Source organism: Niastella populi (assembly GCF_002078015.1).
In the GTDB taxonomy this organism is placed as follows: domain Bacteria; phylum Bacteroidota; class Bacteroidia; order Chitinophagales; family Chitinophagaceae; genus Niastella; species Niastella populi.
The window spans coordinates 143,712-170,389 of sequence record NZ_LWBP01000199.1; the positions used below are offsets into that span (position 1 = coordinate 143,712).

20 protein-coding genes are annotated in these 26,678 nt (G+C 45.8%); 10 read left to right on the forward strand and 10 right to left on the reverse strand.

Features of this window, described 5'->3' with window-relative positions; genetic code table 11:
• Positions 1-1,110 precede the first annotated feature (1,110 nt).
• Positions 1,111-1,341 (reverse strand): hypothetical protein, encoded by a 231-nt coding sequence (locus tag A4R26_RS22150; RefSeq protein WP_081168608.1) that lies wholly within the window; start codon positions 1,339-1,341, stop codon positions 1,111-1,113.
• 178 nt (positions 1,342-1,519) lie between these two features.
• Here A4R26_RS22150 and A4R26_RS22155 point away from each other — a divergent pair, with 178 nt between their 5' ends.
• Positions 1,520-2,299 (forward strand): hypothetical protein, encoded by a 780-nt coding sequence (locus A4R26_RS22155; RefSeq protein ID WP_081168610.1) that lies wholly within the window; start codon positions 1,520-1,522, stop codon positions 2,297-2,299.
• A 353-nt stretch (positions 2,300-2,652) separates the two neighbouring features.
• On the opposite strand, the gene A4R26_RS22160 is transcribed toward A4R26_RS22155, so the two are convergent.
• Positions 2,653-3,681 carry a mandelate racemase/muconate lactonizing enzyme family protein gene (locus A4R26_RS22160; RefSeq protein WP_081168612.1) on the reverse strand — a complete coding sequence of 343 codons (1,029 nt, stop codon included), beginning with the start codon at positions 3,679-3,681 and terminating at the stop codon, positions 2,653-2,655.
• 201 nt (positions 3,682-3,882) lie between these two features.
• Positions 3,883-6,570 carry a 4-alpha-glucanotransferase gene (locus A4R26_RS22165; protein ID WP_081168614.1) on the reverse strand — a complete coding sequence of 896 codons (2,688 nt, stop codon included), beginning with the start codon at positions 6,568-6,570 and terminating at the stop codon, positions 3,883-3,885.
• 255 nt (positions 6,571-6,825) lie between these two features.
• Between A4R26_RS22165 and A4R26_RS35110 the strand changes: the two genes are divergently transcribed.
• Positions 6,826-6,978: a hypothetical protein gene (locus A4R26_RS35110; RefSeq protein ID WP_165760376.1), complete on the forward strand. Its 153-nt coding sequence runs from the start codon at positions 6,826-6,828 to the stop codon at positions 6,976-6,978.
• A gap of 218 nt (positions 6,979-7,196) precedes the next feature.
• Here the strand turns inward: A4R26_RS35110 and A4R26_RS34535 are convergent, their stop codons facing one another.
• Together A4R26_RS34535 and hppD are read right to left on the reverse strand one after the other, a co-directional pair.
• The gene (locus tag A4R26_RS34535) at positions 7,197-8,384 is read right to left on the reverse strand and encodes a L,D-transpeptidase family protein (RefSeq protein WP_107685880.1); all 1,188 of its coding nucleotides are present in this window, start codon (positions 8,382-8,384) and stop codon (positions 7,197-7,199) included.
• A gap of 560 nt (positions 8,385-8,944) precedes the next feature.
• The gene (gene hppD / locus A4R26_RS22175) at positions 8,945-10,072 is read right to left on the reverse strand and encodes a 4-hydroxyphenylpyruvate dioxygenase (RefSeq protein ID WP_081168616.1); all 1,128 of its coding nucleotides are present in this window, start codon (positions 10,070-10,072) and stop codon (positions 8,945-8,947) included.
• A gap of 287 nt (positions 10,073-10,359) precedes the next feature.
• Here hppD and A4R26_RS22180 point away from each other — a divergent pair, with 287 nt between their 5' ends.
• The 7 genes from A4R26_RS22180 (at position 10,360) to A4R26_RS22210 (ending at position 19,260) form a co-directional block, all read left to right on the forward strand.
• Complete coding sequence (locus A4R26_RS22180; RefSeq protein WP_081168618.1) at positions 10,360-11,481, forward strand: 5-(carboxyamino)imidazole ribonucleotide synthase; 1,122 nt, start codon at positions 10,360-10,362, stop codon at positions 11,479-11,481.
• 196 nt (positions 11,482-11,677) lie between these two features.
• Positions 11,678-12,733, forward strand: a complete 1,056-nt coding sequence (locus A4R26_RS22185) for an efflux RND transporter periplasmic adaptor subunit (protein WP_081168620.1) — start codon at positions 11,678-11,680, stop codon at positions 12,731-12,733.
• Positions 12,734-12,742: 9 nt separating this feature from the next.
• Positions 12,743-15,835, forward strand: a complete 3,093-nt coding sequence (locus A4R26_RS22190) for an efflux RND transporter permease subunit (RefSeq protein ID WP_081168622.1) — start codon at positions 12,743-12,745, stop codon at positions 15,833-15,835.
• Positions 15,836-15,952: 117 nt separating this feature from the next.
• Positions 15,953-17,281, forward strand: coding sequence for a TolC family protein (locus tag A4R26_RS22195; RefSeq protein WP_081168624.1), 1,329 nt, complete (start codon positions 15,953-15,955; stop codon positions 17,279-17,281).
• Positions 17,282-17,408: 127 nt separating this feature from the next.
• Positions 17,409-17,813, forward strand: a complete 405-nt coding sequence (locus A4R26_RS22200; protein WP_081168626.1) for a four helix bundle protein — start codon at positions 17,409-17,411, stop codon at positions 17,811-17,813.
• On the forward strand, positions 17,810-18,355 hold the full coding sequence (gene purE / locus A4R26_RS22205; protein ID WP_081168628.1) for a 5-(carboxyamino)imidazole ribonucleotide mutase: 546 nt from the start codon (positions 17,810-17,812) through the stop codon (positions 18,353-18,355). Before A4R26_RS22200 ends, purE begins: the two co-directional genes overlap by 4 nt.
• Before the next feature lie 35 nt (positions 18,356-18,390).
• On the forward strand, positions 18,391-19,260 hold the full coding sequence (locus tag A4R26_RS22210) for a DUF6929 family protein (protein ID WP_081168630.1): 870 nt from the start codon (positions 18,391-18,393) through the stop codon (positions 19,258-19,260).
• A 275-nt stretch (positions 19,261-19,535) separates the two neighbouring features.
• On the opposite strand, the gene bshC is transcribed toward A4R26_RS22210, so the two are convergent.
• From bshC to A4R26_RS22235, 5 genes are all read right to left on the reverse strand, one after another.
• Entirely contained in the window at positions 19,536-21,137 is a 1,602-nt protein-coding gene (gene bshC / locus A4R26_RS22215; protein ID WP_081168632.1) for a bacillithiol biosynthesis cysteine-adding enzyme BshC, read from the reverse strand.
• Positions 21,138-21,214: 77 nt separating this feature from the next.
• Positions 21,215-22,042, reverse strand: a complete 828-nt coding sequence (locus A4R26_RS22220) for an SMP-30/gluconolactonase/LRE family protein (protein WP_081168634.1) — start codon at positions 22,040-22,042, stop codon at positions 21,215-21,217.
• A 185-nt stretch (positions 22,043-22,227) separates the two neighbouring features.
• Complete coding sequence (locus A4R26_RS22225) at positions 22,228-23,475, reverse strand: NAD(P)/FAD-dependent oxidoreductase (protein ID WP_081168636.1); 1,248 nt, start codon at positions 23,473-23,475, stop codon at positions 22,228-22,230.
• A gap of 123 nt (positions 23,476-23,598) precedes the next feature.
• On the reverse strand, positions 23,599-24,612 hold the full coding sequence (locus A4R26_RS22230) for a 4-hydroxyproline epimerase (protein WP_081168638.1): 1,014 nt from the start codon (positions 24,610-24,612) through the stop codon (positions 23,599-23,601).
• A 210-nt stretch (positions 24,613-24,822) separates the two neighbouring features.
• A complete protein-coding gene (locus A4R26_RS22235) occupies positions 24,823-26,304 on the reverse strand; it encodes an aldehyde dehydrogenase (NADP(+)) (protein WP_081168640.1) in 1,482 nt (493 codons plus the stop codon).
• Positions 26,305-26,447: 143 nt separating this feature from the next.
• Between A4R26_RS22235 and A4R26_RS35115 the strand changes: the two genes are divergently transcribed.
• Positions 26,448-26,609, forward strand: coding sequence for a hypothetical protein (locus A4R26_RS35115; protein ID WP_165760377.1), 162 nt, complete (start codon positions 26,448-26,450; stop codon positions 26,607-26,609).
• Positions 26,610-26,678 lie beyond the last annotated feature (69 nt).

Genomic DNA, 26,678 nt, shown 5'->3' on the forward strand with positions numbered 1-26,678 from the left:
TACCCTGATGATTTTGTAGCGAACAATCCAATGATCCGAAAAACCGAAGAACCTGCCATCCTAAACCGTAAACGACCCCTAAACCCTGATACCCCTAAAACAGACCGTACCCTTTAGGGCCTGATTTGTAGCAATAATTCGTACCCGAACCCTGATTTGTAGCAATAATTCGTACCCGAACCCTGATTTGTAGCTAAGAACCGGCACCAGTCCACCCTTATTTAATCCGAATTGAACCGTACCCTTAAGGCCTGATTTGTAGCAATCCCTAAACGACGCTTAACGCGGAACGCAGCGCGAAACCCGACCCTATGAACGCAGTGCCCCAAAAGTTCAACGCTAATGCAAAGAGCCAAATCCAATGAAATCCGAAAAACCCAATCTGAACCCTGGAAAACCGATCCTTTTATCCTTTGAAACAGAACCAATGAACATGTAGTGTACCCTTAAACGAAATCCTGTACAACGATCCGAATCCATGAAAGCCAAACGCGCTGTGCCAACGCAAAAGGCAGCGCGCAAGATCCGAAAAACCAAAGTAAACCCGTCCCTGAAAACAAGAAACACCCTTTCGAAAACGTAATTTGCAATCCGTACACCGTGCCGCCCGACTAAAGCCGGGACACGTTATGAAACCGGCTTATAGCCGAAGATCCAATCCGTTGAAAAACACGTAATCAATGATCCTTTTGGAAACCATCCAAAGAGATTGTCCTCCCGGCCTGCCGGGAGGATTTTTTATTTAAGGAAATTATTTTTTTGTTATATTCGTATCGGAATCCTTACCTTCGGTTCATGGTAAGTGATATACTGGTAGTCAACCTCCCCAACCAGAAATATCGGTAAAGCTTCTGATTGTAGATTTTATCTTTTTGAATTAGACGTAATGTGTAGAAGGCTGAACTATGTTCAGTAAATATAATTCCCTGCTATAATGCATTTTATAACCGCATTTGGCAAGGCAGCGATTAACGTTATACAGGAAACAATAAGTCGGCACGCACATGGAAGCATGCATTTAAGGTATGTGTGAAGTACAGCCTGAAATTAAAAGTTGCTTCCGGCAACAGGCCCTGTTTTTGCGCAGGGCTTGTTTATTTATATGGATCATCATTTTTTCCGTTTCATTATGGACATAACGATAAGCGTTATAGCTGCTGCCGGGAATAGAAAAACAGAAGCGTAGATAAGAACATAACAGGTGGTGAAAATGACCTCTGAAAGACTGTTTGTCTTCATCATCAATAGAAGTACCAACCGGCAAATGATGATCAGCAGCAGGCTAATGACCATTATGCTGACAGCTATTTTTCCGGTTCTGGTTAGTAATAATTCTTTCATTCGTATATAATGTTTTCGGCAGCAAATTAGTTCATGACTTATTTTAATTTGTTAATATATTGATGGCATTTTGCGCTGCATATTAGTATTATTATAACAATTCTGCTATTTTGAATATCCTTAATTTTTTACACCTTGAGGACCGTAAGCCCGAATTCATTACACCGTACTTAAAAATATGATGAAACCCCTACGCTGTTTATTAGCGCTCGGTATTGTAGTGGCAGGTTGTACCAATAACCAGGAAAAAGATCAGCCAGTTGCCACCGGCTCTTTAAATGCCAGATCAATAGCCAGGACGAATACAATTGATTCTGCTGTTACGCAGCAAAGTGAGCCAGCAATTGTTGACCTGCCGTTTGGTCCCAAAAGTGGCGCCAATAAAAATTTCTGTAATGAAACAATGTTTTATTTGAATATAATTGGAGAGAACTACACCGCCGCAAATGGCTTTAAGAACCTGAAACCTGCCTATCCCCTTCCACCGATCGACAGATACATATACACGGTAATTGATACCGTATATGATCCCGGAGAGTGCGCTCAGGATATATCTATGGATAGTGTTTTCAGGGTTACCAGCTACAAATTACGGCTTCCCGACCATGAAGGTTTTGAAGTGTATTACATGGCTGATGACATGGCCAATAACAACCTCACACCTGGCTTTACGGGACGTTGTGCGAATTTCGAATTGAAATTTTATGGTGCGCTGATCTTTTATCAGAAAGCGACAAAAACGGCGCGGTTACTCCCGGTATATCATAATTATTATAACGAGTCGCAACATGAACGGTATTTTGCTATCGATAAGAATTACCGCATAACCATTTGTAATAAGATATTTTCTGAAGGTGATTATGATTCAAAAAATGCTGTTGAGATGTGGGATGGACCCCGGTATGAGGTTACCATGAAAAAAAGTGGAGCGTTTGAAATAAAGAGGTTTGGAGAGTAGCTATAATGCAATATCCTCCTTTTTTAACCAGCCTCTTATGCGTTTGCCCGAAGGGTTCATATACTCAAATGAAACCCAGTTCTCATTAATGGCAACTATTGTTTTTTAACCGTATAATTTCTTCCTGTCGCTGCTGAACCTTTTTATTCAGATCGATCACATATAAAGTCAGCTCTTCAATTTTCTTTAATAGCAAAGCCTGGTTATCGCCCAAATCGATGCCATTTTTTTCTACCTCTGCAGCGGCTGGTATTTCGGGTAAGTGATGTTTAGCGTATATAAATTGCTCGAGTTCAGACAGTGGGCGTAGTATATATGAAGGATCAAATACATAATCGGCCCAGCCGGCATTTTTATTGAAATAACGTGGCGTCTTTAATTGCTATCCCCAACCCCGGCGCATCGCTGCAGGTTACTTTGCCGTTATCAAATTGTAACCCGGTTGCTATGTCTTCGGCCAACAATAACGGCCCGTCCATATCAACGTAATCGAGCAGCGGATTCAGGTGGGCAATGGCGGCGGAACCTACCGTGCTTTCGTTCATACTTCCTACCATTACCTTCATGCCTAACGAGCGGGCATTGGCGATCATGCGGCGGGCCGGCGTTATACCGCTGCATTTGGTGAGTTTGATATTGATACCATGAAAATGGCCATGGCATTTTTGTACATCCCCTTCCAGCACGCAGCTCTCGTCGGCAATGAGGGGTAATGGCGATTCGTTATACAACCGTTTCATTCCCTCCCAATCGTCTTTTGCCAGCGGCTGCTCAACAAACTCAACGCCCAGTTCTTTTAAGGCAGGCAGTTTTTCCAGTGCTTCGTCAACCGTCCAGGCGGCGTTTGCATCTACCCGTAAAATGGCATTGGTATGTTTTCGCAATGCGGTAACGATCTCTATATCCTGGTCGGTGCCTAATTTGATCTTGTAAATGGGCCAGGGTTTCTCCTGCATTTTCGCTACCATTTTTTCAATGGTATCTATCCCGATGGTGTAATCGGTGGCGGGGGCCTGCTGCATATCGAGACCCCACAACTTGTACAGGGGTTGTTGCCGCAGCTTTCCATACATATCCCAGGCGGCGATATCCAGCGCGCAAACGAGAAAGTTATTTTGCGGATAAAGATGGTGCAGGTAATGCCAGTAACGTTCGGGGTCGGTAAAGGCGAATTTTTCTACAAACATTTTCTTCTGTTCCAGGTCGGCCGCCATTTTTTCAACGGGAATATTGTAATACGTAATGGCCGGCGCCTCGCCATAACCCACATGGCCGCGAAATTCCAATTGCACGATCAATGACGGCTGGTGGGTTTTGGTTCCTTTTGAGATGGTAAAAGGGTAACGGAACGGGAGGTTAATTGTTTTGTATGCTACTTTCATTGGGGTTGGTTGGTGTATGGGCAATGTGACAATGTGATAATTCGATAATGAAATACAAATACAGATTCACGCTACTCGCAGCTCGCGAAATGCTGTTTGCTTTATAAATTTTTCCGGTTTCATAGCATTAGCTTTTTCATTTCTATTCAGTATTTATTAGCGGCTTCCAATATCAAATTATCGAATTATCACATTATCAAATTATCGCCCCGCATCTTTTATAAACTCCTCCAGCTCACTATTGAACTCCTTCTCCTTCAACAACTGCTCCAGCGTAATGTGCATCCTGTACCGCCAGTAATGTTTGGGCATGGCCGGTATATTGATGCGTTCTTCATTCGGGTTTTCACGGCGCAGGGTTTCGTTCATGCCCAACAGGTCCTGCAGCTGAAAGGTTGCCCACAATGCCGGTGACTGCAAATGCTGAATCACAATGGCCTTGTTGATCCATGCTTCACAGGTTGGCGGCGCATCGCCCCACTGACCTAAAATATAGTTATAGAACCGTTGCGTTTTTGTGCGGTCCTCTTCCCACCAGCCGCGGATGGTGCTCATATCGTGTGTTGCCGGCGTAACTACCGATAAATACGGCGCATGCGCGGGATGAAAGAACTCTGCATGAATATCTTTCGGCATCCGCTGTATTTCGAGGCTCGCAATTCCCAACTGTTTCATTACTTCCGGTACGCAATGCGGCACCATGCCGAGGTCTTCGCCGCAGATCAGCATGTTGGTCGACCGTTTCAGCGCCGGCAATTTACGTAACCCTTCCTGCATCCAGAAATGTTCCTGCCGATGATAAAAATAATTTACGTACAGGTCTTTCAGTTTATCCTGCAGATAACCGTCGAGGTGACGGAACGATGTGGTACTTTCTATGCCTATCCTGAAATGATATTCCGTGCCATTTGAACCCGGTTGTTCAAAGAAGATCACGTTTGAAATGAGATCATACAATCCCTGCCGTAAGTGCTGATTCTCCTCACTTCTATCCAGCGCATCGAAATGCGCTTCTACCTGGCGCTGGGTTGCAAATTCCGGCTTCAACGTGTATTGATTGCCGGCAGCATCGAGATATGGTTTGAACTTTTCTGTGTTCGGCCCGAACATATCCCATAACACCGCATCGTTTATAAAGGGCTGACAATATCTTACCGGGTTGAACCAGATGCCGCGTTGTTCAAACTCCACAACATGTACGGGCACTGCATGTACAAAGCGGCCCATAATGCCTTCTACAGCGTGTATTGGAATGCTCCAGATGCGAAAGAAACCTAGTATATGATCTATGCGAAAAGCATCGAAATAGTTACTCATTTGTATGAACCGCCGGTGCCACCATTCATACCCGTCGGCAGCCATACGTTCCCAGTTATACGTAGGAAAGCCCCAGTTCTGTCCGCGTACTGCAAAATCATCGGGCGGCGCGCCGGCCTGCATTTCCAGATGATACAATTCGGGTTCTACCCAGGCATCGCTGCCATAACGGTACACCCCAATCGGAAGATCGCCTTTTAGTATAATGCCATTCTTGTGCGCATACTCAGCCGCCTCCTGCAGTTGCAGGTGTAAATGATACTGTGTAAAATAATGAATGGCTACCTGGTCGTATTGTTTTCCTTTGGGTGAAGCCAGCTTTTGTATGGCCTCTTTATTATACATATTGTTCGACTTCCATTGGTTAAAATCGGCCGTTCCATAGCGGTCGCGCAGGCTGCAGAAAACCGCATAGGGTACCAGCCAGTGTTTATTGTTCTCAAAAAATTGCTGGTAGTCCTCATCATTTGCCCATTCATCTTTCTGCACCATGTACAGCTCTTTTATGGCAGCGAGTTTTGTATGCATCACGGCTTCATAATCCACATCGGGCAGTTCATTCAACTGTGCCTGTTTTTTCTTCAGGGGTTTTATAAGGCTGGCAAATTCTTTACCGGCCACTTTGGTGATGTTGAGGTACATAGGATGTAACGCAAATGCCGAGATGGCCGCGTAGGGATACGAATCAACCCAGGTATGGGTTGCGGTAGTATCGTTAACCGGTAAGATCTGGATCATCTTCATGCCGGTTTTTGCCGCCCAGTCAACAAATAACTTCAGATCGGTGAATTCACCAACGCCAAATGAGTTCTTACTGCGCAAACTGAACACGGGTATCACTACGCCGGCGCCCTTCCAGGTGGTATTGGGTAAATGCACAAAACCATCGTGCAGGACGGTGAGCGTATTCATGAGTGCGTCGCCGTGCAGCCAGCGGTTCTCTCCTTCTTCAAACCGTACAAAGGTTTTGGTCTTGATATTGTAAATGCCGTATTTGTATTGAATGGGGAACGATTCCTTGGGTAAGTCCAGTTTTACCGCCCACCAGTTGTCTTCGCGGTGCAGCAATACAGGACTGGTTTCATCCCAATCGGCCATTTCGCGGGTGCCGCCAAGCACACAAATCACTTCATTTTTCTGCAACAGCGGCGCCTTTGCCTTAAAGTAATGGGTGGCATGTTTAACCGCTTTTGGCTTGGTGCGGGTTTCATTGCTCTTAAGCAGGATCTGCTGAAAAGGATCGGTATAGAAAGCGTTCTCAAATTCGCCAGGGTGGTTCCAGGTATCCAATACCCTTGTCTCCTGCATGGGGCTTTTGGTAATGGTGATGGATTTATTATCGTCCCATTCCTGCACCATACTGCCATCGAGCCCCTTATAGATATAGTTATATTTAATGGCATCGGTTTGCGGATCATTGATCGTAATGGTACCCGTCCAAAGGTCGTTATTGAGCCAGGTTAAAGGGAACGCGTGTTCGATATTGTTGTTTCCTAACTCGTCGGTATTGCCGGTAACATAAAGCGATTCACCGGGCCGGGTATAAAATCTGAGGTAAAAATGGATCGTCATAATGCTTTTTTTATTTATCACTGCCGGGTTTTCATGCACGGGTTAAGACAGATAAAGCGTTCATTTTCAGAACAAAATTATAGCAAGCTGGTTGAAAATAACAACAAAGGCCTTATTGGTTCGGGATAAATCAAGGACTAAATCAGCAGGCCGTAACCGGATGGGATTCGAGGTTTGAAAGATAGTAAAAAATACACACCCATTTTCTATTAGATCCAGATCTTTCGTTTTATTTTTGCGGCAAAATTTTACCATATGGCTAAAGGCGCTTCTAAATTTTTGTACTGGATCCTGTTCCTGGTTTCTACTGCTGCATTTCTTTTTGCTATTGCTATCGGCTGGCCTTATCTGACCATGATCCTGCCTTTCGTTTGTACTTTTTTTGTATTGGCGATGGACATTATTTAATCGGCAATGCCTCATACGCTGCTGATTTTCTGATTTAATTCGTGCTTCATATTATTTGAAATTTTAGAAGTTATTATAAAAAACATGCCCCCGCCAAAAGCGGGGGCATGTTTTTAAGCATATTGATACAATTATCTTGAGACGTCTCGAAATAGATAAGCTGATGAGCTTGCGGCATCCATTTGCCGACTGCCGATTCACGATTCACGATTCACGCTTTACTGCACACTCCCAATCACCTCTTTCTCCGGCTTTTCTATAAAAATGGTTTGTTTCAGTTTCACGCTAACGGTTTGTTCGTGTTTTATGGCCGGTGTCCATTGCGGCATGTTCTCAAAAGCCTCAATGAGCCTGTCGTTAAGGTCGTCATTGCCGCCTTTGATCACATTGGCATAGATCACTTTTCCTTCCTTGTTTATTACAAACTCCACCATGGCAAAGGTCTTCGACTGATCTTCTAAAAGATAAGGCGCCATTTCCGTGCTCAGCTTATCAATAAAGGCCTGGAACTTATCATTTCCACCCGGGAATACCGGCAGGCGCTCAACCACCGCGGAAATTTCAGCCGGGTTATAGGTCTTCAGCGGACGGCGCTCTTTCTTCACTACCACATGTTCCTTTTCTTTTGGTAGAATGCCTTCAACCAGGTAATCGCCTTTTTTCGTTACCATGATGATGGGCAGCTTTTTTGTCTTTTCAAAATATGCATAGGCATGCCTCAACTCTTCCGACAGCATTTTATATTCCGGAAAATCTTTTACATATTTTCTCAGGAATTCGCTGCTCCGCGGATTCTGGAACCGGATGGGGAAAATATGCACCGGAATGAAATCCTGTCCGGCATTGCGGGCATGCGCCGCAAGAATATATAATTCCTCTATTTGTTCATTATTTACCGGAATACAACCGGTGGTAACGCAACTTCCATGAATATAGATATCGCCGCCGGGCATCAGGGAATCGCTGAGGATCCTGTCGGAGGCATTGGGATAATTTAAACCGAGCGACAGGTGATACTGGCTTTTTGGATTGAATTCATTGATGTAATAAAAACCTTCGGGCACCTGGTAATCGCCCTGCATACGTTTGGGGCCCAATGAACCGGCCAAAGCGCATACTCTATACGTTTTAAACAGGGAGAATTTTTCATTCATTTCCTGTTTCACCCAAACTTCTATCTGGCTGTCATACTTGAATGAACGAATGTAAATGTATTTGGCAGGCCATTCCAGCCGTTTTTCCCGGAACTGCTTCATGAGGGTATCTTCCTTACGTTTCAACGCTTCGTTCATACGCGGAAAGGAACGCTGGTAATCAATAAAATTAAAACCCGACGCAGCAGTTTGCGCCGTTGCTGTTTTAATCAGGCATAAAGCCCCCAGTAAAAGTATATACGAGTATCTCATGTAAGGTAACTGGAATTTGAACGCAAAATAGGTTATGATTATTTACTCACTTTTCACAATCGGTGTTAAAATTAATACAAACAAAGCACCAAAAAACACTTTAGCTTATTCACATTGTGGAAAAACTACAAGTCATTGGCCGTCATCTTACAACGGCTGTAATGCCCGATGGTGCTGCTAATTGCTTATAAATTACATATTAGCAGGAAGTATTCTTCATTCTCAGGTGATTCAACAAGAAATAGGGAATAATGTTTAGTAAGGGTTACCGGTTGCCAGGGGATACAAAATACAGGAATGAGTTGCCGGTTGCAGGGGGAAACAAAATACAGTTTGCCCCGCTGATCGGGGTTACAGGTTTCATGGGAGAATGGCTTCGGTTTTAGCGTACTAAGAAACTGGTTTTGAAGCCTGAGTAGAAGGCTTTTCACGATTCACAGCCTGCCCCGGTACAGTGGGGGATTGCCCGATTCTTGAAAAAAAGATAGTCCGGCCACAGCCATTTGTTACCCTGGCTTAGCCGGACCCTCTTCAGAACAGCAGATCTTCTCAATAATAAATTATAAGTTACCTCTCAGTTCCTGCTCCCGCTCAATGGCTTCGAAGAGGGCTTTGAAGTTCCCTTTTCCAAAACTTTTGGCGCCTTTGCGTTGAATGATCTCGAAGAACAGCGTTGGCCTGTCCTCAACCGGGCGGGTAAATATCTGTAATAAGTAACCTTCATCGTCTCGATCAACCAAAATGCCCAGTTCTTTCAGCGGCTCCAGGTCTTCATCGATATGCCCTACCCTGTCGAGCAGATCATCGTAATATGTGCTGGGCACTTTCAGGAATTCAACACCCCGGTCGCGCAGCGTTGTTACCGTTTCCACAATATCGTTAGTTGCCAGGGCTACGTGCTGGCAGCCTTCGCCATCGTAATACTCGAGGTATTCTTCTACCTGTGATTTCTTTTTGCCTTCTGCAGGTTCGTTGATGGGGAATTTCACAAAGCCATTGCCATTGCTCATTACCTTACTCATCAGGGCTGAATATTCGGTTGAAATATCATTGTCGTCAAAGCTCAGGATGTTGCGAAAGCCCAGCACTTCTTCATAAAAGCTTACCCATTTGTTCATCTGGTTCCAGCCTACATTGCCCACGCAATGGTCAACATACTGCAAGCCGGTGGAGGCAGGATTATATACCGTTTTCCATTCTTTGAAACCGGGCATAAAAGCGCCGGTATAGTTCTTTCTTTCAACAAAGAGGTGCACGGTTTCGCCATAGGTATGAATACCGCTGAGCACCACTTCGCCATGTTCATCATTGAAGCGGGTGGGTTCCATGTAGCTTTTACCACCGCGTTTGGTAGTTTCTTCCCAGGCTTTGGCGGCATCCTGCACCCGAAGGGCCAGTACTTTTACGCCATCGCCATGTTTGTAAATATGATCGGCAATGGGATTGCCGGCCCGTAAAGGAGTGGTGAGCACAAAGGTGAGCTTGTTCTGACGGATGGCGTAACTGGCGCGGTCTTTTACGCCTGTTTCCGGACCGGCATATGCCAGCGACTGAAAGCCGAAAGCCGTTTTGTAGAAGTGGGCGGCCTGTTTGGCATTCCCTACATAAAACTCAACATAATCGGTTCCTTCGAGCGGTAGAAAATCGGTTTGCGTGTTTGGCGCAGCCGCCATTGATGTCTTTGACATGCTATTTTGTTTAAATGATATTAAAGCACTATGCTGGCAGAACAATCAAAACAATTGCAGCCGGCAGTAAAAGAATAGAAATGTAAGTGGTGGGAATTTCCTACTTCATAAAAGGGCTGCCCATGGCCAATGCCTCCATCAACAGGCAGTAGCCCATGCGTTTATCGTTAAAAACCTTATGTGGGTAATCGGGTTTCATTCGTATTGATACGGCAAATATAGAATAATTACTCCTCTTCCCCTACACCCCGACTTCCCTATCTTTGCCGCTTAATTAAAAACTAACCATGCAAAAAATCGGAATCCTTGGTGGCGGACAATTAGGTAGAATGTTATTACAGGCCGCTGCCAACTATCCTGTTGAAACCTTTATCCTTGAAAACGATGAACAATGCCCCTCAGCTCATTTATGCCACCATTTCATAAAAGGAGATATCCGCAATTTTGATGATGTGTACAATTTTGGAAAAGGATTGAACGCCATTACCATTGAAATTGAGTCGGTGAACGTGGATGCCCTTGAAAAACTGGAACAGGAAGGCGTTCGGGTATACCCCCGCCCCGCAGCCCTTCGTACCATAAAAAACAAAATACATCAGAAAGAATTCTATAAACAACATCAAATTCCTACTTCCGCCTTTGTAGTTACCCAAAACCTGGGCGAACTGCGGGCCAATGCGAACTTTCTGCCGGCCGTTCACAAAGTGGGCGAAGGCGGTTATGATGGCAAGGGCGTTCAGTTACTGAATAGCGCTGCCGATATAGAAAAAGGTTTCGACGCGCCGGCCGTACTGGAAAAAATGGTAACCATTCAGCGCGAAATATCAATGATCATTGCCGTCAATGAAAAAAACGAAACTGCTCTTTACCCGCCTGTTGATATGGTCGTTGACCCCCGCCTCAACCTGCTCGATTACCAGATCAGTCCGGCCGAACTCACGGAAAAGGTATTATGGAAAGTGGAAGCTATTTCACTGGCTGTAGTAAAAGGTTTGAAAAGCCCGGGAATTTTTGCAGTTGAACTGTTTGTCGACAAACAGGGTGACGTATTCGTGAACGAAACCGCTCCGCGTGTGCATAACAGTGGCCATCATACTATAGAAGCCAATTACAGTTCGCAGTTCGATATGTTATGGCGCATTATGTTACAGTATCCGTTGGGGAACACCGATCCTATTTTACCAGCCGCCATCGTGAATCTTGTAGGCGCTGCCGGTTTTGAGGGAGAAGCGAAATATGAAGGCCTGGTAGAAGTTTTGCAAATGGATAATGTATTCGTTCACCTCTATGGTAAAAAACAAACCAAACCCGGCCGCAAGATGGGGCATGTAACTATCGTCAGTAAAGAGAAACAGGATTTAACGTATAAAGCGAACAGGATTAAAAACATATTAAAAGTAGTGAGTTAGTATCTGTTCTGCCTGCCGTTCATACCCTTTTTGGTTATGGTCCTTAGTTAAAACATTAATTTTGCGGGCGTGAAACAAGTAACATTTAACGGTAAACAAGGAAAAGTATATCCCGGATTAAGAATGGATTAATACGGAATATTTTTTCTCGTTTGCCGTTTCCTGTTTTGCGCTAAAACAAACTATAAACACTCAGATGAACCGTAAAAGCCGGATTGTAATTGGAATAATTCTGTCCTTCATTTTTGTATCCTGCAAAGACGAAAAAAAAGAAGCCCCTGCAGGAAATGCCGGCCGTACCGGCGGTAATCGTCCCGTACAGGCTGAAGCATTTATTGTAAAGACAAAAGCCCTTAGTGAGAACCTTGAAATTCCCGGCACCCTGTTACCTTTTGAAGTTACGGAGATCAGGCCAGAGATCTCGGGCCGTGTGATATCTTTAAATATTCCGGAAGGAAGTTTTGTACAAAAAGGAACTTTGCTGGTAAAGTTGTTCGACAGTGACCTGCAGGCACAGTTAAAGAAATTACAGGTGCAGTTGGAGATCGCTCAGAAAACAGCCGAACGCCAGGAGGCTTTGTTAAAGATAGAAGGTATCAGCAAACAGGAAGTTGACCTTAGCCAGTTGCAGGTGAGCAACCTGAAAGCGGATATTGAACTGGTGAAAGTCGATATCGGCAAAACGGAAATAAGAGCGCCATATACAGGCCGTATAGGGTTGAAGAGCATTAGCAATGGCGCCTATATTACACCGGCTACCCTTATAACTACCATTAGCCAGGTGAGCCAGTTGAAACTGGAGTTTTCGGTACCTGAGAAATACAGCGAAGCCATGCACAAAGGCAGGAAGGTGAACTTCAATATCGCAGGCTCCGATAGTAAATTCAATGCTTCGATATTGGCAACCGAATCGAACATAGAGGCCAACACGCGTACATTGAAAGTACGGGCGGTAGTACAGGGTAATCACAACCTGCTGGTGCCCGGTGCTTTTGCCAAAGTGAATTTGCAGTTGGGTAAGAACGACCATTCGCTGATCGTTCCTTCGCAGGCAGTGATTCCGCAGGCGCGTAACAAACGGGTGATCGTTTATAAAGATGGTAAAGCCGATTTTGCCGTAGTTACTACCGGCATTCGCGATTCGTCGTATGTGCAGGTACTGGATGGCGTGAAGGAAGGAGATACAGTGTTGACAACGGCTTTGCTGGCAATACGCCCTGATAGTAAAATTAAATTAACCAAAGTACAATAAGCGATTTTCATGAACATTTCGGAACTGAGTTTACGGCGACCGGTGTTGGCAACGGTACTGAACATCCTGATCGTGCTGTTTGGGGTGATCGGTTTTACCTACCTGGGCGTTCGTGATTATCCTGCTATTGACCCGCCCAACGTAAGCGTACGAACGCAATATCCTGGCGCCAATGCAGAGATCGTAGAATCACAAATAACCGAACCACTCGAAAAAGCCATCAATGGTATTGCGGGTGTAAGAAATATAACGTCAACCAATAGCCAGGGAGTAAGCAGCATCAACGTAGAGTTCGACCTGAGCATCGACCTCGAAGCTGCGGCCAATGACGTGCGCGATAAAGTGTCGCAGGCGCAGCGCTCGTTACCCGATGACCTTCCTGCCCCGCCGGTGGTATCGAAGGCCGATGCGAGCTCCGATGCCATCATTTCCATGACGGTGCAAAGCAATACCCGCAATCAGCTGCAGATAACCGAGTATGCCACCAACGTACTGGTTGAACGGCTGCAAACCATTCCCGGGGTAAGCGGTATTCAGATCTGGGGCGAGAAGCGGTATGCCATGCGCATCTGGTTCAACCCGGCCAAACTGAGTGCATACGGTTTAACACCCGGTGATGTACAGGCGGCGCTGAACAGGGAAAATGTGGAACTGCCTTCAGGTAAGATCACCGGTAATTCAACCGAGTTAACGGTTCGTACATTCGGCCGGCTTACAACGGAAGAGGATTTCAATAATGTTATCGTAAAGAATGTAAATGGCAGCGATATCCGGCTGAAAGATGTGGCCGAAGCAGTGCAGGGCCCCGAGAATGAAGAAACCATTCTGAAAGAAAGCCGTATTCCCATGATAGCGCTGGCGCTGGTGCCGCAGCCGGGAAGTAATTATGTTGCTATTTCAAACGAGTTCTACAAACGGCTCGATCAGCTGAAAAAAGAAGTGCCCGACGATATAAAACTGGGTATAGCGCTCGATCAAACCAAATTCATCAAGAAGTCGATCTCGGAAGTAGAGGAAACACTGATCATTGCCCTGATTTTGGTGGTGCTGATCATTTATTTGTTCTTCCGCAGCTGGCTGATAGCCCTGAGGCCGCTGGTTGATATCCCCGTATCATTGATTGGCGCCTTCTTCATCATGTACCTGAGCGGGTTTACGGTGAATGTATTGTCGCTGCTGGGTATTGTACTGGCAACCGGCCTGGTGGTGGATGATGGTATTGTGGTTACCGAGAACATCTTTAAAAAGATGGAAGAAGGAATGAACAAATACCAGGCGGCAAAAGAAGGTTCGAAGGAAATATATTTTGCGGTTATCGCAACCTCCATCACACTGGCCATTATCTTTTTACCCATCATCTTCCTGCAGGGCTTTACCGGCCGGCTGTTCCGTGAGTTCGGTATTGTGGTAGCCGGTGCGGTGCTGATCTCTGCCGTGGTGTCGCTTACGCTTACACCGGTACTTAACGTAAAGCTTACCCGCAATGTGCATAAACATGGCTGGTTCTATCATAAGACAGAGCCTTTCTTCCGCTGGATGGAAACCGGTTACTACAATTCGTTGAAGCGGTTTATGCGTGTAAGATGGGTGGCCGGCATAATTGTGTTGGGTTGTATTACGCTTATCGTATTAATTTTCGGGAACATAAAATCTGAACTGGCGCCATTGGAAGACCGCAGCCAGTTCCGTTTACAGGTAACGGCGCCCGAGGGTACATCGTTCGATTATATGGATGCCTATGTTGACCGGCTTGCGCAGTTTGTTATGGATTCGGTTCCTGAAGCCAGAACAGTGCTTACCGTTACCGCGCCCGGTTTCAGCGGTTCGGGCGCAACCAATACCGGTTTTGTTCGCGCAACGTTATCTGAACCCGGTGAACGTACCCGTTCACAACAGCAGATCGTCGATATGATCAACCGGAACCTGAGTAAATTCTCCGACGGTAAAGCATTTGCCATTCAGGAACAAACCATTTCGGTGAACCGGCGCGCTGGCTTGCCGGTACAGTTCGTTATACAGAATAATGATTTCAATAAACTTGCCGAGGTATTGCCTAAATTCCTTGAACAGGCAAACAGGAACCCTGCATTCCAGGGCGTGGATGTAGATCTGAAGTTCAACAAACCGGAAGTTAGTTTACAGATAGACCGTCTTAAAGCCGCCCAGCTGGGTGTAAGTGTGGCCGATGTGTCGCAAACCCTGCAACTGGCGTTGAGTAACCTGCAGCTGGGGTATTTTTACCGTGCCGGTAAACAGTATTCAGTGATTGGCCAGGTAGCGCGGAACGACCGCGACGACCCCACCGATCTTAAGAATATTTATGTACGTAATAACCGGGGAGAGATCATTTCGCTCGATAACCTGGTGACCATGCAGGAGCAAACCACCCCGCCTACCCTGTATCACTTCAACCGGTATAAATCGGCTACGGTTTCTGCCGGTGTGGCCCCGGGGCATACCCTTGGCGAAGGTATTCAGGCGATGAAAGACATTGCCCAACCTTTACTCGATGAAACTTTTTCAACGGCACTGGCAGGCGCCAGCCGCGATTTTGAAGAAAGCTCCGGTAATATCATGTTCGCATTGGGACTGGCCATTCTGCTGATCTTTTTAGTTCTGGCGGCCCAGTTCGAAAGCTTTATAGACCCTATTATCATCATTATTACGGTGCCCCTGGCCTTTGCCGGCGCCTTGCTGTCACTATGGTTGTTTGATCAGACCTTTAATATATTTTCACAAATCGGGATGATCATGCTGGTGGGGCTCGTTACCAAGAACGGGATCCTTATTGTGGAGTTTGCCAACCAGAAACAACATGCGGGCATGTCGAAGCGCGATGCGGTAATTGAAGCGGCCAGCGCCCGTTTGCGTCCCATTCTCATGACGAGCCTTGCTATGGCCCTGGGCGCATTGCCCATTGCATTGTCGCTGGGCGCGGCATCAACCAGCCGTATACCCCTGGGTATTGTAATTGTAGGTGGTATCATGTTCTCGCTGATCCTGACGCTTTATGTGGTACCGGCCGTTTATTCGTTCCTGTCGCGCAAAAAACACAAAAGCGAAATGGAGCTGATGGACGAAAAAGAAGTTAGCAGAGCATAAATACAGGTTACATGTTACAGGTTTCAGGGCTTGCCCCGCGCTGCGGGGTTACCCGGTTAAAACAGCCATTTCCCTGGAACCTGTAACAGTTTCAATAAACAAACAGTTTCTCCTTATATGAAATATGTTTCAATAATCTTCATTTGCCTTTTCAGTTCCGTACTGGCAAATGCGCAACAGCAACTTACCCTTCAGGATGCCATTGCTGCTGCTTTGAAAAACAACTACGACATATTACTGACCCGTAACGATTCTACTTCCTATGCGCTGGACCGGTATTATTCATTTGCCGCTTTTCTGCCACAGGTGAATGGTGCTGCCAATGCGATCTGGAACACCAATAATCAACAGTTGAAATTTCAGAACCGCAACACCGGCAAAGACAGCCTGGTTATCCGTAACGGCGTACGCACCACCAATATGAACTACTCGGTTAACCTTAACTGGACGCTCTTCGACGGTATGCGCATGTTCGCTACCCGTGAAAGGCTGTATGAACTGGAGCAACTGGGCGGTTTAAGCGTTAAAGGGCAGATCGTGAACAGCGTGGCTGCGGTGATCAACAATTACTATAATATCGTTCGGCAAAAACTGCAGTTGAAGGCGGTGGAAGAACAGATGTCGCTCACCGAAGAACGCATGAAACTGGCCGATAAGAAATTGTCGGTGGGCCTTGGCAGCAAACCTGAATTGTTACAGGCGAAAGTTGACTACAATGCCCAACGGGCGGCACAGCTGAACCAGCTTACGTTAATTGCCCAATTGCGTGATCAGCTGAGCCAGCTGATAGGTTTTAAAACAGGTTCGGTGTTTGAAGTAGCCGATACCATACCAACCAATATGGGATTACAGTATGGCGAACTGGCCACAAAGTATGAGGAAACCAATTTCGACCTGCTGATTGCCAAAAAGAGTATCGATATAGCCAATATCACTGTAAAGGAAGCCAGGGCCGGTTTGTGGCCTACCCTTTCCTTTAACTCGGCCTACAATTTTACCAGATCCGATAACAGCGTTGTGGTAAACCAGAACCAGCCCTTTTTCAACCAGAACAAGGGCTTCAATTATGGGTTTGGGTTGAATGTACCCATTCTGAATGGTTTCAATACCCGCCGCCTTATTAAACAGGCGAAGCTCGATGTGGAATATCAAAAGATCAATTATGAAAAGCAACGCACGCTGGTTGATGTGGGATTAACCAATTCGTTCAAGAATTATGAACTGCAAAAGCAATTACTCACGCTTGAGAACGACAATATAGTACAGGCCGAAGAGAACGTATCCATTGCCCGGGAAAGATGGAAACAGGGCGTGGCCACTTTTATCGAATACCGCGAAGCGCAATTCAGCCTGCAGGACGCCCGCAACCGTCTTTATGCCGCCCAGTACAACTTAAAACTGGCCGAAACGGAATTGTTGAGGTTGAAGGGAGATTTGTTGAAATAGATTATGTTTGTGGTTTGTAGTTTGTTGTTTGTGGTTGTTTTCCACCGGCAGCAGACTATTCTTTTTTAGATCTTAATACGGGTTTAAGGTTTTGAAGTAGCCATTTATACCATTAAAAACTGTATTTATGGCAACTATTACAAAATTTGAAGATCTTGAGATCTGGCAATTGGCAAGGACCTTAAGTAAAAAGGTTTATGCTTTAACTACTAAGGAACCATTAGCATTGGATTTCAGGCTAAAAGATCAAATGCGCGGAAGTAGCGGTTCCATAATGGATAATATCGCGGAAGGATTTGAAAGGGGCAGCCGGTTTGAATTCATAAATTCTTTATCGATCTCTAAAGGAGAAACCGGAGAATTGAAATCGCAATTGTACCGTTCATTTGACAATGCATATATTTCAGAAGCAATTTTCAATGAATTATATCAGGATGCTGATATTCTGACCAAAAAGACGACCAATTTTATATTATACCTGAATTCAACAAAATTCAAAGGGCAAAAATTTAAAAACAGGGACCGCAAATGAGCCAACCACAAACAACAAACAATAAACAACAAACAATACATGTGGGAATAATCATGGGCAGCGACAGCGACCTGCCGGTTATGCAGGCTGCAGCCGATATATTGAAAGATTTTGGCATTGCGTACGAATTAACCGTGGTTTCGGCTCATCGTACACCGGTGCGCATGATGGAATATGCTACAAAGGCCCGTGAAAGAGGACTGAAAGTGATCATTGCCGGGGCCGGTGGCGCCGCTCATTTGCCGGGAATGGTTGCCTCTCTGACCCCACTTCCGGTTATTGGAGTGCCCATTAAGTCGTCAAACTCGATAGATGGCTGGGATTCCGTTTTATCGATACTTCAAATGCCTAATGGCATACCAGTTGCAACAGTAGCATTGAATGCTGCTAAAAATGCTGGCATCCTCGCGGCTTCCATAATTGGTTCTTTTAATGAACATATTGGAAATCAGGTGGCAGCCTATAAGCAGAAATTGGAAGATGAGGTATTGGTAAAAGTTGAAAATCTGAAAAAACAAGGGTGGGAAAACAAATTTGATTAGGGAATCTTAGCTCATCCTTGTAATTTGCGCACGGTATGAAACTCAAATTGCTCGACTACAGAGAAATTCCGGATTTGCCCGTTGGCTCAAACCTTGAATTTTTTAACGACACGCTGTACCTGGTGGATGATGATGCCAGCGATATGATGGCCATCAACAAAAAATGGCAAACACTCGCCAATCATCAGTTACTGAGGTACGATGATCCGAAAATACTTCCCGGGACAAAATCCGATTTCGAAGCAACTACCATAGTTGAGGTGAATAGCATTCCCCGCCTGCTGGTATTGGGTTTCGATGTAAAAGACAGTCATCATAAAGCCATTCTGGTTAACCTCGATGACTATACCAAAGAAGAATACGATATCACACATTTTTACAACCGGTTAAAAGAAACCGTTGGCGTTATAAATATCGAGTCGGCCGCGATCGTTCTCGGCAAACTGATATTATGTAACCGCGACCATAAAACCGCACCGGAAAATCATATCATCGTTACCGATGCCGAATTCTGGAAGAACCAGGACAAGGCCGAGATCACTACCGTAAGTTTCGATCTGCCCCAAACGTCGAACCAGGTAGTAGGTTTATCGGGCCTCACCTATTCGTACAAAAACGACTGGCTGGTTGTTACCTTAATATCTGAAAGCAATGATAAAGAGCACCAGTCCACTGGTGACAGCTATCTTGCCGTGATAGAGAACGCTTCGCGTAAAGTGGTGCGCAAAAAAATGAAGGTAAATGCCCTGTTCCATCTGAATGAAACAAACAGTGATTTTTCCGGTTTCAATATGCTTTCCGTTTGTATTCGCTCGGAAAAAAGCAGCCGGTTAAAACTCTTACTGCTTGCAGATGGTAGTAAAGTCGGAAAAAGCGGTGTGTTTACCGTACGAATAAAGGAATGATGTGCTAATGTGCTAATTCACCAGGTGCGGCAGTCCCTATAATTTGCAAAGCCCCCGCGGGGCACTCACCAAAATTGCATTCCATTATCGATAATGTGCTAATTGTTTATTCCCAATTGCGTAAACTGTTTTCCCGATTGTGAAGGCCAATACATAGTGGCTCCTTTATTTTTGCTTCATTCGGGAAAGTTTTAGTTCACACGTATAGAAAAAGTAACAGTGCCATTCCATAATACGGGATGGCGCTTTTTTTAATGTGCTAATGGGATAATTAGCTAATTAGCAAATTGTATTACCGTGAATGCCTGCTCTAATGTTAGTGAATGGTTATATACCATATGAATAAACTCTTTCCCATACCCGGCATACCAGGGCATAAAGTTCTCAACCCTTTCCTGCAAACCGTTCCGGGGGAACAGGGCCTGCCTTATGGTCTGTATCTGCCGTTGTTCGGCTTCATATTTCCTTTTTTCCGCGCGAAGCATTTTCTTTTCCAGCTCCTGTAATGGTTTCAGCGTTCTGGCCTGTAATGCTTCCACGTGTTGTAGCAACGACCTGTCGATATTAGCAGCTTTGTCTTTTAAAAGATCGTATACCCGAATGGCTGCATCCAGTTCATTCTTCAATTTCAGTTCCCCGTTCCTGTGCCGGCTTACCAGCGCAGTAAGCAATTGTTGTTCGCTTTGAAAGAGGTCTTCTGCATTCAAACCCAGCCGCCGGATCTTTTCCTGCCACTTGTTCTCTATTATCAAAAACGAATTCCGCACTATCAATACCGGGAACGGCGTGCTGTAATGGGTGAACAGGTCTTTCAACTCGAGCCAGTAAGCCGTTTCGCCGCCACCGCCTATAAAGGCAATATTGGGAAGAACCGTTTCCTGGTACAGTCCGCGCAGGATCACGTTCGGACTAAACCGTTCAGGATGAGCTTCCAGTTCTGCCAGTATTTCTTCCCGGCTAAAGCTAAGTGTAGTATTTCTCACTTCGTACTTATCCCCATTCAGCGCTATCAGTTCCCTCACATTATCTTTCAGGTAGAACAAATTTATCTCGCGGGGATGCGCCTGTACTTTGTGTTCCTGCTGCGTTAACTGCTCGATGGTCTTATTCACCACGCCTGCGGGAGTGTGTTGCAGCAGGTCATCGCGGAAGACCGGCGCCATTACCCTTTTCAGGTTGGCGTTATCGGGCATAATTACGACCAGCCCATATTCGGCAAATAAGGTATTGATGAGTTTGAACGTGGCGGTTTGTATATCGGAACTTCGTAAATAACAGTTGCGCAGTAATTGTATCAGCTCCTTACCAAAGGGCTGAACCGATAATTCGCCTTCTATGCGATGGATCAGTTTTTCGAGCCCCTTCGTGTTCATACGCCCTACAGCGCCTGTTTGTTTTGTTTCCCACACCAGCTTTTCGCCGCCGAGGTAAACATGCCCCAGTTCGTCGAGGTCGGCATCTTCGCTGCCCATCCAGAATACCGGCACAAAATGATTACCGGGATGTTCTTTTTTTAACCGGTCGGCCAGTTTTATTACATGTACTATTTTGTATATAAAGTACAGGTTGCCGGTAAAAATAGCCGGCTGGTGCGCTGTGGTGATCGTAAATGTATTGGGTTGTAAAAGGCTTTGAATATTATTTGATACATATTCTGCGGTTTCAACGCCCTTATATTGTTCCTGTAATTCTTTTACCAGCAAATGGCGATCGGGTTGTGCCGACTGCCGGGCCTGTATAGCGGCGGCAATGCCTTCCGGCGAAACCGGGTGCGTATAAAATGGCCGTAACGAAGGCGACTGATTAAGATAATCGATGATGATCTTTGAAAAATAACCGGTTTGCCCGAACGATAAATTGGTAGAATTACAATCCATAAATTAAGAAATGCAACATAAAAGTACTATCAATCACACGATTGCCATAACTGATCGTCATTTTTAACGTTCCATTCTTACTTTAGTTCGTAGGCTACTATTTTATTTTTCCAGAAGGTGGGAACATAAACGATCCTGTTTTTGGCGTCATAGCCAATATCTGCGGTGTTGATCTTTTGTTCGCGTGTATCGAGCAGGTTTTGTTTGGTGCCGTCGCCGTTTACGTACCAGATAGAACCGGCCCAGCAGCTTACCAAATATTCGTTACCTTTTACATGTTCTACCCCATCGGTGCCGCCTTCCATGCCTTCGGCCAGTTTAGTGAGCGATTTGTCTTTTTCAACTTTGTATAAACCGCCGGCATCCAGCACAAACAGGTCTTTTCCCTTTACCAGAACACCATTGGGCCCTTTCAGGTTATCGAGCCATAAGGTAACCTGGCCGTTTTCGATACGATGTACTTTTTTGTTCTTTGAGTCAGAAACGTATAACACGCCTTTTTTGTCGACGGTGATATCGTTTAAGGCCAGTGCGCCTTCAACCGGGATGGTTTGTGAAAGAACGCCTTTTTTTATATCTATAATGCCTACTTTATCTACATCGGCAACATATAAGTTGTTTTTATACAGGGCCATTCCTTTGGGCGCCTGAAAGCCGCTTACCCAGTCAACCGTAATGATGCTGCCATCGAGGCCCACCTTGCCAACAGAGCCCTTATTGTCTTTTTCCCAGGGTTGTCCGTCAATATTGGTAACATAGAGCACCTTATTATCAGCATCGTACAGAACCGATTCGGGTACTTTCAGCAGCGTATCTGTTTCCCATTTTTTAACAAGCTGGTGTTCCTGGGCATACGAAAGAAAAGTTCCTGCAATGAACACCCCCGAAATAAGGTATTTTTTCATATTAAGCATATTTAGAGGGGCTAAGATACAAAACGGTTTGTGGTTTGTGGTTTATGGTTTGTTGTTCTTTTATTTCAGACTCGCGGTAAACGCTTACAGCCAGAGATTATCAGAGAGCCGAAATTCGCAGCGAACCATAAAGCGCGGCAGCAACCACAAACAACAAACTACAAACCCCAAACCGTTCAAAATCGTTCGGGGTTGAATGCTTTTACATCTATCGTGGTTTTCTTCTTTGAAACTAATTCTTCTACCAGCTTTCCGGTTGCGGCGGCCAGTGACAAACCAAGCATGGCATGGCCGCCGGCGATAACGAGGTTGTTGTATTTGCTGTGATTGCCGATGTATGGCAAACCATCCGGGGTAAGCGGCCGCAGGCCATACCAGATCTTTTCCTTTGGCATTACATCTACCGGCAGATCGGGGTAATAAGCTTTGGCACCATTGTAAATGGCATGTGCACGTTTTACCAGTATGGGCGAATTGAGCCCGCTGATCTCCATGGTACCGCCCATGCGCAGGTCGGGGCCCATAGGCGTCATGGCCACTCTTTTATCAACCAGTATGGCGGGGTAACGCAGGTTGCGGGCAACGTTCTCATACGTCATGCTATAGCCTTTACCGGCCTGCAGTAAAATCGAAACGCCCAGCTTTTCGCTAACTACCGGCAGCCACGAACCACTGGCCAGCACAAGTTGCGAACAGTTGAACTTTCCTTTATCTGTTATCACCGCCGTTATGGTGTTGCCTTTCTTCTCAAAACCGGTTACCGTTGTATTCAACTGCAGTTTTACCCCTGCTTTTTGTAAATGGGTTTTCAGCGTGCGCATAAAATCGCCGGGATGCAGGTGACAGTCTATCGGGTACAAAACCCCTCCTTTTACATCAACCTGTACATCTGGCTCCATGGCCTGCACTTCCTGTGCATTCAATATTCGGGTATCTATTTTAAATTGTGCTGCTTCTTTGGCCAGTTCTATTTCGTGTTTTTCAACTGCGGCCGACTTGTATAACATAAAGCAACCTGCTTCCTGCATCCGGAAATGATTGCCCAGTTCATTTTTTATATCGCCTGTCAGCTCGCGGCTTAACTGAAGAATATCATTTAAAGGGGGAACGTTGCGTTGCAGGGTTTGTGCATTGGCCTGCTTCCAGAAGGTCATCAACCATTTTATAAGATCGACATTGAGGCGGGGTTTTATGTAAAACGGGCTGGTTGAACTCAACATCCAGCGTAGTCCCTGTGCTACTATACCGGGCGATGCAAGCGGCACGAAATGGCTGGGCGATACATAACCGGCATTACCAAAAGAAGTACCATCGGTAATATCACCTTTTTCTATAACCGTAACTTCATAGCCCGCTTTCTGCAAATAAAAAGCGCAGCATAGACCGATAACGCCCCCTCCGATAATAGTGACCTGTTTACTCATGTGTATTTTTGGGTTGTTTAAGAACAGAGCTAGTGGCAAGTGGTAAATGGCTGGCAGGGCTGTAATTCTCAAAATTATTTGCGGCCTTCCTCACGAGCCCCCCGCTATTTACTTCTCGCCATTTTAAATAACCTGGAAGCCATAAGCATACGGATCATCTTCCGGATCGATGGTAATGGTGTTGTACCCGTACACTTTTGCCCAGCCTTCTATACCCGGGCGGATGGCCGGTTTTCCAGCTATCCCGAAAGCATTCGGGATTTCTTCTTCTATTCTTCCCACAAACTGCGACCCGATGATGCTTTCATGCACAAAGGCATCGCCTTTCTTCAATTTACCCTTTGCATACCATTGCGCCATTCGCGCCGATGTGCCTGTACCGCAGGGTGAGCGGTCGATGGCTTTGTCGCCATAAAACACCGCGTTGCGGGCGGTAGCGTTTTTATCGATCACACTGCCCGTCCATAAAATATGCGAACATCCATTGATGGTTGGGTTCTCAGGATGTACAAACTGGTATTGTGCGTTTATTCTTTTGCGTAATTCCCTTGCCCAGGCGATCAGTTGATCGGCGCCGTAATGTTCAAGCCCTTTGAAATTGGGTTGTACATCAACAATAGCATAGAAATTACCTCCATAAGCCACATCAACCGTCAGGTCACCCAATTCGGGCGCTGTTACTTTCAGGCCTTCTGCCGCCAGGTATGCCGGCACGTTCGTAAGTTTTACGCTTTTTACTTTTTTGCCTTCCTGTTTGTAACTGATCATCACCAGTCCGGCCGGTGTTTCAAGCCTGATGGTACCCGGTACTTTGGGCGTAATCAAACCTTCTTCAACGGCAATAGTTATGGTGCCGATGGTACCATGGCCGCACATTGGCAAACAACCGCTGGTTTCAATGAACAAAACTGCCATATCATTTTCAGGGTCATGCGCGGGGTACAGGATACTTCCGCTCATCATATCGTGACCGCGCGGCTCAAACATCAGCCCTTTGCGGATCCAGTCATAATCTTTTAAAAAATGCTGGCGTTTTTCACTCATGTTCTTTCCTTCCAGTACCGGACCGCCGCCGGCAACCAGCCTTACGGGATTACCGCAGGTATGTGCATCGATACAGAAAAAAGTTTTCTTCATGAACCGGGAGTAAAGTAATTAAAAATTGGTAATGGCAATATTTTTCTATGCCGCATAAAGCAGCAACGATTGTTTATTGTTTATGGTTTATGGTTTATGGTTTGTTGTTTGTGGTTGCTGCCGCGCTTTGGTGTTCGCTATTAATTTTCAATAGCCCAAATTCCCGGGCAGCAGCCATTTAACAGAAAGCTGCATATGCAGAACCATAAACTATAAACTGTCTTTCGTTAATGAATCATTCACCGTTCTCCATATTCCCAACGGATTGCTGTTCTTCAACTCATCAGGCAACAGGTTATCTGACCAGTTCTGGTATGACAATGGGCGGGCAAAACGTTTAATACCGTCGGCCCCAACCGAAGTAAACCTTGAATCGGTAGTTGCGGGAAACGGACCGCCATGATGCATGCTCAAACATACCTCCACACCGGTGGGCACACCATTCACTATAAAGCGGCCGCAGATATTTTTTATGGCTTCTACCAGTTCTTCGTTTTGAAGAATATCATTATCGGTTGCCATCAGGGTGGCTGTCAGTTGTCCTTCGAGGTGACGAACTGCTTCCAGCAATTCGTTGCTGTCTTTACAACGGATAACAATTGAATAGGGGCCGAACACTTCCTGGTGTAAGACGGGGTTGTTGAGGAAGGCTTCGCCGGTGGCAGACGCTATGGTAGGCATTCCCTGGTTATCGGCAGGTTGTACATCGCTTGTGGCAACTGTTTGTACCTGTTGCTGCGATAAGGCGCGTGCCCTGTTTTCGGCGTAATTCTTCGAAATGCCGGCATGCAACATGGTACCGGGGCTCACGGCTTTTATTTCATTGCCCAGGGTGGTAATGAACTGCTGCAGGTCATCGCCTTCAATACCGAAGATCAAACCCGGGTTGGTACAGAATTGTCCAACCCCCAGGGTAATGGAGCCTGCATACAATTTGGCCACATCGGCGGCCGATTGTTTCAGTTTTTCGGGCAGCAGGAATACGGGGTTCACGCTGCCCATTTCTGAAAATACGGGTATCGGCTCTTTGCGTTGGTTTGCCCAGTCGAACAACGCTTTGCCGCCTAGATAAGAACCGGTAAAACCAACCGCTTTAGTATGCGGGTGGGTAACCAGCGCCTTTCCAACTTCCTGTGAAGCGCCGTGCACGTGGGCAAACACGCCTTTGGGAAGGTTGCATTTTTCAGCAGCTTTCAAAATAGCCTGCGCTACCATTTCCGAGGTTTGTGCGTGGGCCGGATGGGCCTTTACAATAACCGGGCAACCGGCTGCAAAGGCACAGGCTGTATCGCCGCCAGCGGTTGAATAGGCGAAAGGGAAATTACTGGCGCCAAATACTACCACGGGGCCTAACGGCACCAGCATTTTGCGTATATCGGGTTTGGGAGGCGTTTTAGTCGTATTTGCCGTATCGATCCGTGCTTCCAGCCATTCGCCGCGTTCGCAGGCGTCGGCATAGCTGGTTAACTGGAACATGGTACGCGCCCGCTCATTGCGCAGCCGCGCTTCGGGCAAATTGGTTTCCCGCATGGCGGTCTGAATCAGTTCATCGCCTGCATTTTCCAGTTCTGCGGCAATGCTGCGCATGAATTGTGCTCTTTCTTTTAACGAACACTTCCGGTACTGATGAAAGGCCTGCCAGGCGTTGTTCAGTGTTTTATCTATTTCCTGTGAAGTTGCGTCTTTAAACATAGTTCATGTATTTACCGTGAATCGGGTTACAAAGGTATTATACATTCCTTTAACCCATATACCCGCGTGAAATAATGAAGATAATATGATAATAATGGTAAAGTGGAGAAAATCAGGCATTTCAACCAGACAAAAAACGGAAAGTGTCACTTTTTGACGGCGGCTGGCACCTCGCCGGGGCTTCGGCCATACATTACCAAAGGCTTGCCGGCGGTGCGCGCCCAACACCGGATTTAACAGGAAAGAAAGAGCTGATCTTTCTTTCGCTGTTAAATTACTCCGGCGATGCTGTAAGCACAGCATAATTAATCAGAACCTAAACCCTCTTTGTAAGGGTTGCTACTAAAAAGTGAATCAAAGCGTTTTAACCTGAT

Excerpts from the sequence above, each read along its gene's own strand:
- A4R26_RS22160 (WP_081168612.1), bottom strand. The coding sequence starts at position 3,681 with ATGAAAGTAGCATACAAAACAATTAACCTCCCGTTCCGTTACCCTTTT.
- A4R26_RS22150 (WP_081168608.1), bottom strand. The coding sequence starts at position 1,341 with ATGAAAGAATTATTACTAACCAGAACCGGAAAAATAGCTGTCAGCATA.
- A4R26_RS22195 (WP_081168624.1), top strand. The coding sequence starts at position 15,953 with ATGAAATATGTTTCAATAATCTTCATTTGCCTTTTCAGTTCCGTACTG.
- A4R26_RS22190 (WP_081168622.1), top strand. The coding sequence starts at position 12,743 with ATGAACATTTCGGAACTGAGTTTACGGCGACCGGTGTTGGCAACGGTA.
- bshC (WP_081168632.1), bottom strand. The coding sequence starts at position 21,137 with ATGGATTGTAATTCTACCAATTTATCGTTCGGGCAAACCGGTTATTTT.
- A4R26_RS35110 (WP_165760376.1), top strand. The coding sequence starts at position 6,826 with ATGGCTAAAGGCGCTTCTAAATTTTTGTACTGGATCCTGTTCCTGGTT.
- A4R26_RS34535 (WP_107685880.1), bottom strand. The coding sequence starts at position 8,384 with ATGAGATACTCGTATATACTTTTACTGGGGGCTTTATGCCTGATTAAA.
- A4R26_RS22210 (WP_081168630.1), top strand. The coding sequence starts at position 18,391 with ATGAAACTCAAATTGCTCGACTACAGAGAAATTCCGGATTTGCCCGTT.
- A4R26_RS22200 (WP_081168626.1), top strand. The coding sequence starts at position 17,409 with ATGGCAACTATTACAAAATTTGAAGATCTTGAGATCTGGCAATTGGCA.
- purE (WP_081168628.1), top strand. The coding sequence starts at position 17,810 with ATGAGCCAACCACAAACAACAAACAATAAACAACAAACAATACATGTG.
- A4R26_RS22220 (WP_081168634.1), bottom strand. The coding sequence starts at position 22,042 with ATGAAAAAATACCTTATTTCGGGGGTGTTCATTGCAGGAACTTTTCTT.
- A4R26_RS22235 (WP_081168640.1), bottom strand. The coding sequence starts at position 26,304 with ATGTTTAAAGACGCAACTTCACAGGAAATAGATAAAACACTGAACAAC.
- A4R26_RS22225 (WP_081168636.1), bottom strand. The coding sequence starts at position 23,475 with ATGAGTAAACAGGTCACTATTATCGGAGGGGGCGTTATCGGTCTATGC.
- A4R26_RS22155 (WP_081168610.1), top strand. The coding sequence starts at position 1,520 with ATGATGAAACCCCTACGCTGTTTATTAGCGCTCGGTATTGTAGTGGCA.
- A4R26_RS22185 (WP_081168620.1), top strand. The coding sequence starts at position 11,678 with ATGAACCGTAAAAGCCGGATTGTAATTGGAATAATTCTGTCCTTCATT.
- A4R26_RS22180 (WP_081168618.1), top strand. The coding sequence starts at position 10,360 with ATGCAAAAAATCGGAATCCTTGGTGGCGGACAATTAGGTAGAATGTTA.
- A4R26_RS22230 (WP_081168638.1), bottom strand. The coding sequence starts at position 24,612 with ATGAAGAAAACTTTTTTCTGTATCGATGCACATACCTGCGGTAATCCC.
- A4R26_RS22165 (WP_081168614.1), bottom strand. The coding sequence starts at position 6,570 with ATGACGATCCATTTTTACCTCAGATTTTATACCCGGCCCGGTGAATCG.
- hppD (WP_081168616.1), bottom strand. The coding sequence starts at position 10,072 with ATGTCAAAGACATCAATGGCGGCTGCGCCAAACACGCAAACCGATTTT.